Source organism: Cupriavidus sp. GW821-FHT02F09, assembly GCF_059421605.1.
This window is the reverse complement of the sequence record NZ_JBWKVH010000011.1, coordinates 76,093-90,384: the sequence shown is the minus strand read 5'-3', so window position 1 is coordinate 90,384 and position 14,292 is coordinate 76,093. Positions and strand designations below refer to the sequence as shown.

The following is a 14,292-nucleotide window of genomic DNA, read 5'->3' as shown; positions in this document are numbered from 1 at the left end:
TCCCGCCATGTCCCAGCTTCTCGAACGGCCGCCCATGCCCGCGCAAGCCACACAGACCTCGCCGGCAGCAGCGGCGTCTTATCGCATGCTCTGGCGGTGGCACTTCTACGCCGGGCTCTTCGTCGCGCCCTTCCTGGTCGTCCTGGCGATCACCGGCACGCTCTACTGCTTCCAGCCGCAGATCGAATCGCTGCTCTATCCGCAGTTGCTGCGCGTGGAGCCCGTGGGCGTGAAGCTTGCCGCCCAGTCCTTGCTGGACCGGGCATGGGCCCAGGCGCCAGAAGGCGCCGTGGCGACGACGTACACCGTCGATTCGTCCCCGCGCGCCAGCGCCGAGTTTGTCTTTCGGCTGTCGTCGGGCAAGAGCGAAAGCCTGTACCTGGACCCGTACACCGGCAATTTTCTCGGCAGCCTGAGCGTGGAGGACCGGCTGATGAAGCAGGTGCGCATGCTGCATCGCGCGCTGCTGCTGGGCAAGACCGGGGAGTTGCTGATGGAGCTGGCGGCATGCTGGTCGCTGGTGATGATTGCCACGGGCGTCGCGATGTGGTGGCCGCGGCTGCGCGACAAGGGCGGCAAGGCCTTCGTGATGGGCAAGGCCGCCGGCGGGCGCGGCTGGTGGAAGGAAGTCCACCTGGTCTTCGGCGCCTGGATGGCCATCGGCGCCGTGGCGTTCGTGTTGTCCGGCTTACCCTGGACCGCATCGTGGGGCAAGCAATTCAAGGCGATCGCGACCGCAGCGCGGCTGGGCAATCCGGCCGGCGCATGGGGCGACGCGGGGGTCCGGTCGACACCGGGCGCGGCCAGCATGGATGCACTTCCCCTCGCTGCAGTCCCCTGGGCGGTCGGCATGGCCAAGGTTCCGTCCGGCACGTCGCCGGCAGTGGGCGCTGCCACGATCAGCCTGGACCGCGCCGTGGCGATCGTGGCCGAGAACGGTGTGTCGAGCGGCTACCAGCTCGTGCTGCCGAAGTCAGCCACCGGTGTGTTCACCGCCTCCTATTTCCCCGCGGATCCCAAGGTGGAACGCACGCTGCATATCGACCAGTACACCGGCAAGGTGCTCAAGGACATTCGCTACGGCGATTACGGCGCGGTGGCGCAGGCCATCTCCTACGGCACGTCCCTGCACATGGGCCGCTACTTCGGATTGGCCAACCAGATTGCGTGCATGGTGATCTCGCTGGGCCTGATGCTGCTCGCCGTGACGGGCCTCGTGATGTGGCTAAAGCGCCGGCCCGCGCGCGCCCTGGCCGCGCCGTCGTTCCCGCGCACGCTCCCGCCCATGCGGGCGTGGGTGATTGGCCTGGGTCTGCTGGGCGCGGTGTTCCCGATGATGGGCGCCACGCTGGCGATGGTCTGGCTGCTGGATCGCTGGTTCGCACGGCCGGCCGCCGTGCGGCGGGCTGCGCCAGACGCTGCCAGTCCGCTCAGAAGCGGTAGTTGACGCTCAGTTCGACCCGCCGGCCAGATCCTTGCAACCATTGCGTGGCGTTGTAGTAGGCGGTGGTGACGTAGCGCTTGTCGAAGACATTGAACCCGCGCAGCGCCAGCGTCGTGTCCCGGCGCGCGCGCCATTGGAGCGACAGGTCGGTGGTCGTATAGGCCGGCATCTCGAGCGTGTTGGCGCGGTCGGCGAAGCGCCGGCCCACATAGCGCAGGCCTGCGCCGGCGGTCCATGCCGGGTGGAAGCGCCACGTCACCCAAACGTTGGCCAGCCGCTCGGGCACGTCCGTGGGCACATTGCCACTACGGGAGACCGCTGCGCCCCCCACGGACTCCGTGAAATCGTCATAGCGCGCCTGCAGCAAAGCGGCATTGGCATCCACGCGCCAGCCGGAGAGAAACGCCAGCCCGAAGGTGGCTTCCAGCCCCTTCGACGACTGCTGGCCCACCTGCACGCTGGCCGAAGGATTGGCAACGTCACGCGTGACCAGGTTCTTCTTGACGATCCGATAGGCGGCCAGCGTCAGCTCGCCCTTGCCCTGCCAGAAGCACTGCTTGACGCCGACTTCAACCTGGCGACCGGTGGAGACGTCAAAGTTGCTGTTGGCCGGCGTCAGCATCAGCAAGGCGCTGACCGGATCGGCCGCTTCCGCGTACTGCGCGTACACGGCGAGATCCGGCGTCAGGTTGTATACGGTGCCAGCACGCCAGCCAACATTGGAAAACGTCCTGTCGAAGGCCGCCTGCCCGGCCACCAGGTCACGGCGCGACAGGTCGGCGCGGTCATAGCGCAACCCGCCCAGCACGGACCAGCGCGGCGTCACCTCAAGGCGATCCTCGGCAAACAGCGCGTATTGCGTCGCCTCGTTGCGATAGCGCGGCGTGGTGCCCGTCACGTTGATGAACGTACCGCGATCGAACACATAGGGATCCACCGCCGATGTGCCTGAGTACGGCGAATTATTGGTATGCGTGAACGACGCCCGGTTGACGTCGAAACCCACCGACACGCTGTTCTTCATGCCAAAAAGATGGTGCCGGAACGTGGCATCGGTAGTATTGCCGACCTGCCACTGGTCGTGCAGGATCTCCGTATAGGACGAACGGCTGACCAGCCCCGTGGCCGGCACGTAGTTGTAGTACTCGGCATTGCGCCAGTGCCGCTTGCTGTCGATGTAGTAAAAGCGCGAGCGCACCGTGGCATCGGCATTCGGTGTCCACTGCGCGGCGAGCTCCGTCCATTGGTCATCGAACTTGAGCAGGCTGTCGCCCACGTTGTAGTTCTTGCTCCGCAGCGCCGCGTCCTGCTGCCCGTTGACCAGCGGCACGCCGAAGTAGCGCTGCGGCTCCTGCCAGCCTTTGGCATAGCTGAGCTTCAGGCTCAGGTCCGGCGTGGCGTCCCACTGGATGGCACCGGACAGCGACAGGTTCCGGGAGTCGCCGAGATCGACGGATCCGTCGGACCGGTTGCCGCTCACATCGAGCCGGTAGGCGAGCTTGTCGTTGATGGCGCCGCCGCTGCCGAACGCCAGCCGCTGTGTATTCTCCGTGCCCAGCGCGGCCTGGATTTCACTCTCGACCGGGCCACGCGCTGGCTTCTTCGGCACCACGTTGACCACGCCGCCGATGGCGCCCTCTCCGTAGATCACCGAAGCCGGGCCGCGCAGCACCTCGATGCGCTCGACGGACCAGGTATCGAAGGGGAACGTGATGCCGATGCCGCCATACTGGCGAATCCCGTCATAGAGCTGCATCACCGAGGTCGAGCCCGTGAAGCCGCGCGCCGACAATGCGGCGCCGCCGTTGCCGGGGTGGCCGAGGCCGGACAGCCCGGGCGCGCGGGTGATGGCATCCACGAGCGATGCGTCGCCGCGTTCTTCCAATTGCTCGCGCCGGATGACGTCGACGCTGGCCGGGGTCTGCATGGGCGTCAGTCCGAGATTGGAGCCCGTGGATGCCCGCCCGCGCAACGCGGAATCCGGCGCGGCGGAGACAGTGACCGGGGCAAGGTCGGGCGCTTCGCGAAGTGCGTCCTCAGCGTAGGCGGGAAAGCCGGCGGTTGCGGCGGCGAGTGCAAAGCAATGATGTCGAAGCGAGGTGGGGAGCATGAATGGAGGCGCGCTGAGTCCGGAGAGTTGTCGGCTCGGAGCGCCACTCGTGCGAGTGGCGCTAGAGGCGCGAAAGTCTACCCAGCGGCCTGACATCAAAGGAATGCGGCAATGCGACGCATTGGGCGCATTGCGTGGTCGCGCCATCCATGCAGCGACCATTTGCCACGGGCTTGTCGATGAATCGAAGCCCGGCGAGATCGGCTACATCTCCTCGCTCACCAACCTGTCCGCCTCCGCCTTCACCCTCTGCCCATGCTGATCCAGCACCGGCGCCGCGAACGGCTCGGGCCCGGGCGTGCGCCCGAACTTGATGGCACGGGTAAAGCCGCGATACCGGCCCACGGTGGGATGCTCGAACGTGGTCACCATGCCTTCCGCCTGCACCTGCGGGAAGTCGAACATATCTTCCACGGAGCGCGCGGCAGCGCAGGGCACCGCTTCGCCGAAGTGCGCCTCCCATTCCAGCGCGGTGCGGGCTGCCAGCGCGCGGTGCAGCATGGGGACGATCTCATCCTGATGCTGCGCGCGCTTGCGCACGCTGTCATAACGCTCGGTGGTGAGTTCAGCCAGGCCGGTTTTCTCGCAAAGCGCCGCCCAGAAATGCGGCGTGTTCGCGGAGATGTAGAGATAGCCTTCCTTGGTCGGATGGATGCCGGTGATGCCGCCGGAGCGCATGTCGCGGCCAACCTCCCTGGGTTCGTTGTCCGCCCAGACCATGCGGGCCGATTGCATGGTCAGCGCCGCGCGCAAGAGTGAGATGCCGACATACTGGCCTTCGCCGCTTTTCTCGCGCTCGTAGAGTGCGGACGCGACGCCGCCGGCGACCAGCGCCGAGCCGTAGTAGTCGACGACCGAGCCATAGAGAATCTCTGGCGCGCCGCCCTGCTTGCCCTGCAGCGTGCACATGCCGGTCATGGTCTGCAAGACCTGGTCGTAGCCGGCCTTGTCCTTGAGCGGGCCATCTTCCCCATAACCGGTCACGGCGCAATAGATCAGGCGCGGGTTGACCAGCTTGAGCTGTTCGTAAGCGATGCCCAGCCTGGGCGGCACGGTGGGCCGGAAGTTGTGCACCAGCACGTCGGCGGTGCGCACCAGCGCCATCAGCCGCTGCAGGTCGTCGGCTTGCTTGAGGTCCAGCACCACGCCCAGCTTGCTGCGGTTCACGCCCAGGAAGGCGCGGCTCTCGGCCTCCAGCGAGGAAGGGTACTTGCGCAGGTTGTCGCCGGCGGGCGGCTCGATCTTGATGACCTCGGCACCCTGGTCGGCCAGCAGCGAGCAACCATAGGGGCCAGCTATGTAGGCGCTCAGGTCCAGCACGCGCAGGCCGGACAGCGGGCCCGGCTTGCCGGTGCGCTCGCTCAGTGGCGCGGCGCGGTCATCAAAGGGGGGACGCATGGAAATCTCCGGAAACAGGAAATAGAGGCAGTAGAGGCAAGGCGGGCGAGCATCAGTCCACGACGATGTTCTGGCGCTTGGCGAGCGTCTTCCACCGTTCCACGTCCTGCCCGATGATGGCGGCGAACTGGGCCGGCGTGACGGGCCTGGCTTCGGCGCCCTCCTTCAGGAAGGCCGCTTTGATCTCGGGCTTGGACAAGATGGTGTTGACGGCGGCGTTGAGCTGGCTGACGATCGCCGGCGGCGTGCCGGCCGGCGCCAGCAGGCCCCACCAGAGTTCGAATTCATAGCCCGGCACCGCGCTGGACATGGGCGTGAGATCCGGCGCGATCGGGCTCGGCTTGAGGCTGGTGATGCCAACGGCGCGTACCTTGCCGGCGCGCACCATCGGCAGCAGCGAGGGGCCGCTGGAGATCAACAGCTGTGTCTGGTCGCCGATCAGGTCGGTCACGGCGGGACCCATGCCGCGATACGGGATATGCGTGATGAACAGGTTCCCGGCCCTGGCCTTGAGCAGCTCGGTGCCAAACTGGTTGACGCTGCCCGGCCCGCTTGAGGCGTAGTTGTACTTGCCCGGCTTGGCGCGGATCGCCGCGATCAGTTCCTGCGGCGTCCTGGCGGGAAACGCATTGTTGACCGCGACAATGAACGGCCCTTGCGCAAACATCGCCACCGGCACAAAGCTCTTGACCGCATCGAACGGCAGCTTGGCCTGCACCGCGGCATTGGTCGTCATGCTGGACGACACGGCGACCAGCGTGTACCCGTCCGGGGCGGACTTGGCCACGATGCCCGTGCCGGTATTGCCGCTGGCGCCGGGCCGGTTGTCGATGACCACGGGTTGCTTGAGCTCCTCGCCGATCTCCCTGGCGACAATGCGAGCGAAGATGTCGTTGGAGCCGCCCGGCGGATAGGGCACGACGATGGTGATGGGCTTGCTTGGATATCCGCCCTGTGCGAACGCCGCGCCGGATACCAGGCTGGCAATGGCCGTGGCGGCCAAGGCCACGCTACGGGAAATGGATACGAATGCGGATGCGGTTGCGGTTGCGGTTGCGGTTGGTGTAGTCAAAGTGTCTCCTTCTGTTTTTTTGTTTGCCCCATGCGATGCAGCCTGATCCCGGCAGCGGATCCCGGCGGAGTCAGGCAGGCAGCAATCCAAGGCGCCTGGCGGTAGCCACGATGGCTTGCGCCCGCTTCAGGAACGGCGGGTCGATCATCTTTCCGTCCACCACGTAGGCGCCCACGCCCCTGGCCATCGCATCGCGCGCGGCCTCCAGTACCCGCGCCGCATGCCCGATCTCCTCATCGCTCGGGCGGAAGGCCTGGTTGGCCAGGGGGACCTGGCTGGGATGAATGCAGCTCTTGCCAAGAAAGCCCATGCGGCGCGACAGCTCGGCCTCGGCACGGAAGCCGGCTTCATCCTTGATGTTGGCAAACACCGTGTCGTAGGCGAATACGCCGGCCTCGCCGGCTGCCATGCGCACCGCGTACATGGCCTGCTGGATCGCCGCGCTTTCGCGCCGGGCGATGCCCAGCGGCTCGAACAGGTCGCCCAGGCCAAGCTGCAAGCCAGCCACGCGCGGGTGGGCCGCGGCCAGTTCGCCGGCCAGGCGCAGCGCCTTGGGCGTTTCAATATTGAGCAGCAGGCGGACCGGGCTGTCCACGCCAAGCGCAAACCCGTTGACCCGTTCCGCCTGCTCGATGGCGGCGGCAGCGCGGCGCACGTCGTCGGCGCTCTCGGGCTTGGGCAGGTTGATCAGGTCCAGGCCGGGCTGCACCACTGCGGCCACGTCGGCCGCAAAGTGAGGGGTGTCCATCGCGTTGACCCGGACGATCAGGGTCTTGCCGCTGGCGCGGGCCTGGCCCGAGCGCAGCAGCTCGCGCAGTGCCTCGCGCGCTTGCGGCTTGCGCTCCTGCGCCACCGCGTCCTCGAGGTCGAACGAGAGCCCGTCCGCGGCGCTGGCCAAGGCCTTGTCGAACAATTCCGGGCGGGAGCCGGGGACGAACAGTTTGCTTCTCATGGCAACGTGAACCGATGGCTTTGGAGTGCGCCAGTGTGTGTCACGCCATAACAAAGATAAACTATGTATCTCTTTCTTTAATCGATAGAAAATGTATGGAGACAGCCTACCTCAACGCGTTCCTGGTCGTCGTGGATACCGGCTCCCTCGCGCAAGCCGCCCGGCGGCTCAACGTGACGCCCGCCGCCATCGCGCAGCAGATCCACGTCCTGGAGCGGGAGCTGGGCACTGCCCTGCTGGGCCGTGCCGGCCGCACCGTGGCGCCGACCGAGTCGGGCGCACGGCTCGCCGAACGCGCGCGCACCTTGCTGCGGGACTTCAGCCAATTGCGGGATTGGGTGAATGAGGTGGAAGCACCGCGCGAACTGCGCCTGGGCACGATCAACACTGCGTTGCACAGCCTGCTGCCGGAAACGCTAGCCGGGTTCGCCGCGGAGCATCCGGGTGTCTCCGTGTTTATCCAGTCGGACAAATCGGCGGCGCTGTATGACGCCGTGAAAAACGCAGAGCTGGATGCGGCCGTCTGCCTGCACCCGCCCTTCGCGCTGCCCAAGACCATCGTGTGGGAACTGCTGCGTGAGGAACCCCTGGTTGTACTGGCGCCCGCCCGGCTGGCCCGGCGCGATCCGCACGAACTGCTGCGCACCGAGCCGCTGATCCGCTACGACCGCAGCGTGGGCGGCGGCAAGCAGGCCGACCGGTACCTGCGGCAGGCCGGCATCGCCGCGCACGAGCGGTTCGAGCTCAGCTCGCTGGTGGCGATCGCCATGATGGTCGACCGGGGGCTGGGGGTGTCTCTGGTGCCCGACATAGCGTCGCCGCTGACGGCAGGCCTGCGCATCGCCAAGCTGACGCTGCCCGAAGCGACCGAGCCGCGCCGGTTCGGCATCTTGTGGCAACGCTCGTCTCCCCGCACGCCGTTGATCCACTCGTTGCTGCGGCACGCGCGGCAGGCAGCCGCCTGAGCGCTTACTGGCGCCGATCCGGCGCCGATCCGGAGATGCTCAAACGGCATGATCCGCGCCGCCCGGAAACACCCGCTCGCCCAGGAAGTCGATGAACACGCGCAATTTGGGCGACGGGTGCCGGCTGGCAGGCCACAGCACGCGGAAGGTGCCGCTACGGTCCACGTAGTCGTCCAGCACGGTGCGCAACCGGCCGTCGGCCAGCGCCTCGCGGATGGCAAAGTCCGGCAGGCAGGCGATGCCGAGGCCCTGCAACGCAAAGCTCACGCGGGTCTCGATGTTGTTGCAGATCATCGAGGTAGGCAGGTTCAACTCCGGATCGACGGCTGCGCGGCGCAACGGCCAGGCTTCCAGCTTGCCGCTGTTCGGGAAGCGGTATTGCAGGCAGGCATGCCCGGCCAGGTCCGCGGGCTGCCGGGGCTCCCCGCGCTGCGCGAGATACGCTGGCGACGCCACCAGCAAGATCCGGAACGCGCCGAGACGCCGCGCCGATAGCCGGGAGTCGCTTGGCTCGCCGGTGCGCACCACGGCATCGAAACCCTCTTCGATCACGTCCACCATGCGGTCGGTGAAATCCAGGTCCAGCTCGATTTCCGGGTACTGCCGCATGAAGTCGCCCAGCACCGGCAGGACCAGCGAACTCACCAGCGGCAGGCTGACGCGCAAGCGCCCGCGCGGCGCTTGCGCTGCGCGCGACAGCTCCTGCTCCGCCGCCTCGATCTCGGCCAGGATGCGGCGGCTGCGCTCCAGGAACTGCGCGCCTTCCGCCGTCAGGGTGATGCTGCGCGTGCTGCGGTGAAACAGCCGCGCGCCGAGCTTTTCTTCCAGCCTTGCGACGCTCTTGCCCACGGCCGACGCCGACACGCCCATCAGGCGGCCGGCGGCCACGAAGCTGCGGGTCTCGGCGACCTGCACAAACACCGTAAAGCCACTCAGGCTGTCCATCGGCTTTCCCCTCATGCCAAGCGCCTCGATCCTCGATTACGGATAATTATGTCCGGATAACCAGGAACTCTAGCCTACTTTTTCCCGAGTCAAATGTTTCTTATCGTTTGCTTGATCCCATCCCTGTCTTGCGACGAAGGAAAACACGCATGTTGTCACCCCTGTCCCCCCTGTCCGCCCGCGTTGACGCGGCGATTGAACAAGCCCTTGCCGCCCACCGCCTGGTCGGCGCCGTCGTGCTGGTTGCCCGCCACGGCGAAGTCATCCACCGCCGCGCCGCGGGCCTGGCCGACCGTGAGGCCGGCCGGCCCATGCGCACCGATACGCTGTTCCGCCTGGCGTCGGTATCCAAGCCCATCGTGTCGAGCGCAGCGATGGTGCTGGTGGCGCAGGGCCGCCTGGGGCTCGACGAGGCCGTGACGCGCTGGCTGCCGGATTTCACGCCGCGGCTGGCCGACAGCAGCCCCGCCATCCTCACCGTGCGGCAGCTGATGACCCATACCGCCGGGCTGGGCTACCGCTTCTTCGAAGCCGACGAGCACGGGCCCTATGCCCGCGCTGGCGTGTCGGACGGCATGGACCAGCCGGGCATCACGCTTGCGGAGAACCTGCGCCGCATCGCCAGCGTGCCCTTGCTCTATAAGCCGGGCACCGCCTGGGGCTATTCGCTGGCCACGGACGTGCTTGGCGCCGTGATCGAACGCGTTTGCGACGCGCCGCTGGCCGACGCGGTGCACGCGCTGGTCACGGGTCCGCTGGGCATGGGCGACACCGGCTTTGCCGCGGCCGATGCCGAGCGGCTAGCCACCGCCTACGTCAACGACACGCCAGTGCCGCGCCGCATGCGCGCGCACGATGTGGTCCCCGTCGTCGACGGCACGGCCGGCATCCACTACGCGCCGGCGCGCGCATTGGACACCAGTGCCTTCCCCTCCGGCGGCGCCGGCATGGTTGGCAGCGCCAGCGATTTCCTTCGCTTGCTGGAGACCCTGCGCCAGGGCGGCGAGCCATTGATGCCCGCGGCCTGGGTCGATGAAATGGGCCGCAACCAGACCGGCGCATGGGGTCCGCCGGATGCGCCGGGCACCGGCTTCGGCCTGGGCTTCTCGGTGCTGCACAATCCGGCTGCGGCCGGCTCGCCGGAGTCGGCCGGCACCTGGCGCTGGGGCGGCGCTTACGGGCACTCTTGGTTCGTCGACCGCGCCCGGGGCCTGAGCGTGGCCGCGTTCACCAACACCCTGTATGAAGGCATGTCCGGCCGCTTCGTGACGGACCTGCGCGACGCCGTCTATGGGCAAGAGGCGGTGGCGCGATGAGCGATGTGGCACCCATGAAGGCCATCGATGCCGGCCGCTCCCTGTTCTTTATCGCGCTCGGCCTGTTTGGCCTTTACACCATCGAGTTCGGCGTGGTCGGCATCCTGCCCGCTATCGTCGCGCGCTACGGCGTCACGGTCGCCCGGGCAGGCTGGCTGGTCGGCCTGTTCGCGCTGGTGGTGGCCATGTGCGGGCCGTTCATGGTGCTGTGGCTGTCGCGCTATGCCCGGCGCAGGGTGCTGGCGGGCTCGCTGTTCGTGTTCGCCGTGTGCAGCGTGCTGTCGGCGTGGGCGCCGAACTTTGCCGGGCTGATGGCGCTGCGCATCGTCCCCGCGCTGCTGCATCCGGTGTTCTTCTCGCTGGCGTTCGCGGCGGCCGTGTCGCTGTACCCGAAGGAGCGAGCCACGCATGCCACGGCGATGGCCTTCGTGGGCACCAGCATGGGCCTGGTGCTGGGCGTGCCAATCACCGCGTGGATCGCGGCGCGCTTTTCCTATGAAGCCTCCTTCCTGTTCTGCGCCGCCGTCAACGCGGCGGCGGGAATCGGCCTGCTGGCCATGCTGCCGGATGCGGCGCAGCGGCCCGCACCCGCGCAGGCCGCATCGGCCAGCCGGCCCTCGGCCATCCTGCGCAAGCCGGCGCTGTGGCTCAACCTGTTCGCAACCGTGTTCGTATTCGCGACGATGTTCTCGGTCTACAGCTATGCGGCCGAGTACCTCGCGAGCGAGGCCGGCATGGGCGGCGAGGCCATCAGCGCGCTGCTGGTGGTGTTCGGTATCGGCGGCGTGGCGGGCAATCTGATCGCCGGCCGGTTGCTGGGCAAGAGCCTGGCGCGAACCGCGCTGCTGCACCCGGCGGTGCTGGGTGGTGCCTACCTTGTGCTCTACGCCTGCGGCAATGCCTCGTTTGTCCCGATGATCGCGGTCTGCCTGCTGTGGGGCGCCGCGCATACCAGCGGCCTGATCGTCAGCCAGATGTGGCTGGCATCCGCCGCGCCGGAAGCCCCGGAGTTCGCGACCAGCCTCTATATCTCGGCCGCCAACCTGGGCGTGGTATCCGGCTCGGCGGTGGGCGGCTGGTGCATCACCGCAGCGGGCATGACGGGCGCGTTGTGGAGCGGCTGGCTGTTCGCCGTTTTGACAACGCTGTGCATGGCGCTGAAGCTGCTGCTGTTCGACCGCAAGCCGGGTCACGCCAGCGTCATGGCGGCTAAAACCTAAAATGCCGGATGCAGCGGCAGGTACGCCTTGATCACGATCGCATTGGCCTGGTCGATGAGAAAAGGCACCGACCATGGCCACCACCAGGAACGCCAGGTGCCGCTACTCAGCCGCTACTCAGCCGATTCGCCCACCCGCAGCATGTTCCACGTCAGGCCAAGCTGGGCATCGGTCTTCAGCGAGAGCAACTGGCGGGAGAGCCGGGCCAGATGCGCCTGTTCCGCCAGGTTCTTGCCGACCACGCCTTTCTCCTCGGCGGCGTTGGCAAGCACGCCCTCCAGGTCGCCGTAGCGCTGCAAGAGCTTGGCCGCGGTCTTGGCCCCGACCTTCTCGACACCGGGGATATCGTCCGTGCTATCCCCCAGCAGCGCGAGATAGTCGGCCAGCTGGTGACTGCCCACGCCGAACTTATCCATGACGTAGCGTTCATCGAACCAGGACGGCTCCCCGTTCTTCGCGGTGGCAAAGTGGTTGCGCACAATGGCGCCGTCGGCAATCAGCTGCAGCACGTCCTTGTCCGTGCTCACCGGGATCACCTGCCCCTCCTTGCTCGCGGTCCAGCGATAAAAGGCCGTGGCGATGATGTCGTCGGCCTCGTAGCCGTCGATCATGGCTGTCTGCAGCCCGAGCACTTCCGTCAGCGTCAGCCGGAAGTCCGGCAGGACCTCCGCCAGCTCCGGGTCCATGGGCTTGCGGTGCTGGCGGTACTGGGGATACAGCGCGTGGCGCCAGGTCTTGCCGCCGGTGTCGAATGCCGCCAGCGCGTGTGTCGGCTTGCATTCGGTCAAGGCCCGGCGGAACGAGGCCAGCGCCGAAAGCACGGCGCCCTCGACCTTGGCCGGAATGTCCTCAGCCGGGTTGGCTTCGTAGACCCGGCGCAGGATGTTCAGGCCGTCGATGAGCAGTAGAGTGTGCTTCATTGTTCTTGCGATTCTTGCGATGCGTGCGATCAGACCCTCTATTTTGACGTGCGAAGCCCGTCGCGCAACCTTTTCGGGCGGGGGAATCAGCAAGAATGCGGGGTTGCGCCGGCGGTCCACCTCGTCTAGTCTGAGCAGACTCAACCTACGCCCGGAAATGAACAACAATCACGACACTCGCCAGGCAGTAATCGACGCCCTGCAAAAGACGGGCACCCCGATGGATGCATATCAGGTCGCAAAGGCCACGGGCGTCAGCCCGATCCAGGCAGCGCGGACACTCACGAAACTCGCCGCAAAAGGCGTCGTGCAGACCGACGCCCAGCTTGGCGCCGAGGCCGACTTGTCCGCGCAGTTCCGCCTGGCTCCGGCGCCGAAGGATGCCGCCGGAGGGTAAAAGCGGAGGTGGTTGCTGCCAGGCCGGCGCCAGGATTTGGTGCATGTGCACCGCCGATCTCACGGGCAATCGTGTCCGTTGATACCGCGCGTGCGGCGAATACGTGGCTTGACGACGCGATCGGCCACCGGGCGGATGCCCGAAAAAGCGCGAATGCCGCGCTCATTCTTGCAGCAACTGCATTGATTCTGGCAATGCGCCGAGACCATTTCTGGAAATAATCCCAATCAGGACTATCCATGACGCGCCAACCCGCGTATATTTCGGCCCGCGGGGTGGAGCAGTTGGCAGCTCGTCGGGCTCATAACCCGAAGGTCGCAGGTTCAAGTCCTGCCCCCGCAACCAGATTCTGAAAAGCCCGTACGGTTCACGCCGCACGGGCTTTTTGCATTGCCGGGGCCAGACGGCGAGCAGCGACGGTGTCAGCAGCTTCGGCACCACCAGTTCCATTGCCGGGTTGTCCGCCAGCAAGCAAGCCTGCGGGACGCCATCGGCCGGCGCCGGAGGCAGCCTCGGGCAGTCCGGCGACCTGGCACCCTTGACTGGGCCAGCCGGAGCCAGCCAGACCCAGCCGGAGCCAGCCAAAGCGTCTAGCTGGCACAAAACGCTGCCTGGCTGGCAATATTCGGATGGCGCGCCGGATGCTACGGCCATGCCTTTTGCACGATCTTGCCCGATATCGGGCCTAACCCGACAACGCGATATCCGCGGCCGCAAAGGAGTAAAGCGCATGCCCCCGCTCGAGACACTATTGCCATTCTTCGGCATCGCCGTGGTGCTTGGACTGACGCCGGGCCCGGACAATGTATTCGTGCTGCTGCAATCCGCCATGCGGGGGCCCCGCGCGGGCATGGTCGTGGTGCTTGGCCTGTGCACCGGGCTACTGGTGCATACGGCTGCGGTCGCGTTTGGCCTGGCCGCGCTGTTCGCCGCGTCCAAGCTCGCATTCATGGTGCTCAAGATCGCCGGCGCGCTATACCTGGCCTATCTTGCCTGGCAGGCGTTCCGCGCCCCGGTGGGCGCGATGAGCCAGGGCAACGGCGACCAGGCTGGCGTGGGGCATATGTACCGGCGGGGCGTGGTGATGAACCTGACCAACCCCAAGGTGGTGATCTTTTTCCTCGCGTTCCTGCCGCAGTTCGTCGCGCCGGACCGTGGCCATATCGCGCTGCAGATCATGGTGCTCGGCGTGGTCTTCATCATCGCCACCCTGCTGGTCTTTTCCGTCATCGCCTACTGCTCGGCCATGTTCGGCGCCCTGCTGCTGCGCTCGGCACGCGCGCAGCGTGCGCTGAACTGGTTTGCGGGGGTGGTCTTCCTGGGGCTGGCCGCGCGGCTGGCTACGTCGAGGATGTAGGGCAGAGCTGGGGGTTCGGAGTTTTGATGTCCCGTTCCGTTGATTCGTACGCAAAATCTGTTGAGCTTGGAGCAGGAACTGTAGGTCGGGGGAAGTATGCGATGTGTATTGCTTGTAGCCCGCTGACGCGGGAACGTCTCTTGTGGGTGGGGTTTTGATGCTTCTAGCTGCTGTCGCGGCTAGAAGCATCAAAACC

The 14,292-nt window shown here is 66.8% G+C and carries 12 protein-coding genes and 1 tRNA gene; 7 read left to right on the top strand and 6 right to left on the bottom strand.

Features of this window, described 5'->3' with window-relative positions; translation table 11 throughout:
• The first annotated feature begins 7 nt into the window (after positions 1–7).
• Positions 8–1,447, top strand: a complete 1,440-nt coding sequence (locus AC07XB_RS15085) for a PepSY-associated TM helix domain-containing protein (protein ID WP_492826914.1) — start codon at positions 8–10, stop codon at positions 1,445–1,447.
• On the opposite strand, the gene AC07XB_RS15080 is transcribed toward AC07XB_RS15085, so the two are convergent.
• From AC07XB_RS15080 to AC07XB_RS15065, 4 genes are all read right to left on the bottom strand, one after another.
• Positions 1,431–3,554, bottom strand: a complete 2,124-nt coding sequence (locus AC07XB_RS15080; protein ID WP_492826912.1) for a TonB-dependent receptor — start codon at positions 3,552–3,554, stop codon at positions 1,431–1,433. The two genes, AC07XB_RS15085 and AC07XB_RS15080, sit on opposite strands and share 17 nt — an antisense overlap.
• Before the next feature lie 204 nt (positions 3,555–3,758).
• Positions 3,759–4,952, bottom strand: coding sequence for a CaiB/BaiF CoA transferase family protein (locus AC07XB_RS15075; RefSeq protein WP_492811279.1), 1,194 nt, complete (start codon positions 4,950–4,952; stop codon positions 3,759–3,761).
• A gap of 52 nt (positions 4,953–5,004) precedes the next feature.
• On the bottom strand, positions 5,005–5,973 hold the full coding sequence (locus AC07XB_RS15070) for a tripartite tricarboxylate transporter substrate binding protein (RefSeq protein WP_492827031.1): 969 nt from the start codon (positions 5,971–5,973) through the stop codon (positions 5,005–5,007).
• A 121-nt stretch (positions 5,974–6,094) separates the two neighbouring features.
• Positions 6,095–6,976, bottom strand: a complete 882-nt coding sequence (locus AC07XB_RS15065; RefSeq protein ID WP_492811277.1) for an HpcH/HpaI aldolase/citrate lyase family protein — start codon at positions 6,974–6,976, stop codon at positions 6,095–6,097.
• Positions 6,977–7,071: 95 nt separating this feature from the next.
• On the opposite strand from AC07XB_RS15065, the gene AC07XB_RS15060 reads away from it, so the two are divergent.
• Entirely contained in the window at positions 7,072–7,941 is an 870-nt protein-coding gene (locus AC07XB_RS15060) for a LysR substrate-binding domain-containing protein (protein WP_492372195.1), read from the top strand.
• A gap of 39 nt (positions 7,942–7,980) precedes the next feature.
• Here AC07XB_RS15060 and AC07XB_RS15055 read toward each other — a convergent pair whose 3' ends face one another.
• Positions 7,981–8,886, bottom strand: a complete 906-nt coding sequence (locus AC07XB_RS15055; protein ID WP_492372196.1) for a LysR family transcriptional regulator — start codon at positions 8,884–8,886, stop codon at positions 7,981–7,983.
• A 149-nt stretch (positions 8,887–9,035) separates the two neighbouring features.
• Here AC07XB_RS15055 and AC07XB_RS15050 point away from each other — a divergent pair, with 149 nt between their 5' ends.
• Positions 9,036–10,202, top strand: coding sequence for a serine hydrolase domain-containing protein (locus AC07XB_RS15050; RefSeq protein WP_492372197.1), 1,167 nt, complete (start codon positions 9,036–9,038; stop codon positions 10,200–10,202).
• A complete protein-coding gene (locus AC07XB_RS15045; protein WP_492372198.1) occupies positions 10,199–11,422 on the top strand; it encodes an MFS transporter in 1,224 nt (407 codons plus the stop codon). The genes AC07XB_RS15050 and AC07XB_RS15045 overlap by 4 nt, the downstream gene beginning before the upstream one ends.
• 113 nt (positions 11,423–11,535) lie before the next feature.
• On the opposite strand, the gene AC07XB_RS15040 is transcribed toward AC07XB_RS15045, so the two are convergent.
• Positions 11,536–12,342, bottom strand: a complete 807-nt coding sequence (locus AC07XB_RS15040; RefSeq protein ID WP_492372199.1) for a 5'-3' exonuclease — start codon at positions 12,340–12,342, stop codon at positions 11,536–11,538.
• A gap of 157 nt (positions 12,343–12,499) precedes the next feature.
• Between AC07XB_RS15040 and AC07XB_RS15035 the strand changes: the two genes are divergently transcribed.
• The 3 genes from AC07XB_RS15035 to AC07XB_RS15025 all read left to right on the top strand — a co-directional run bounded on the left by AC07XB_RS15035 (position 12,500) and on the right by AC07XB_RS15025 (position 14,096).
• Positions 12,500–12,739, top strand: coding sequence for a hypothetical protein (locus tag AC07XB_RS15035; protein ID WP_150986120.1), 240 nt, complete (start codon positions 12,500–12,502; stop codon positions 12,737–12,739).
• A gap of 269 nt (positions 12,740–13,008) precedes the next feature.
• A tRNA-Met gene (locus AC07XB_RS15030) sits at positions 13,009–13,084 on the top strand.
• Positions 13,085–13,469: 385 nt separating this feature from the next.
• Complete coding sequence (locus AC07XB_RS15025) at positions 13,470–14,096, top strand: LysE family translocator (protein ID WP_492826909.1); 627 nt, start codon at positions 13,470–13,472, stop codon at positions 14,094–14,096.
• Positions 14,097–14,292: the final 196 nt, after the last annotated feature.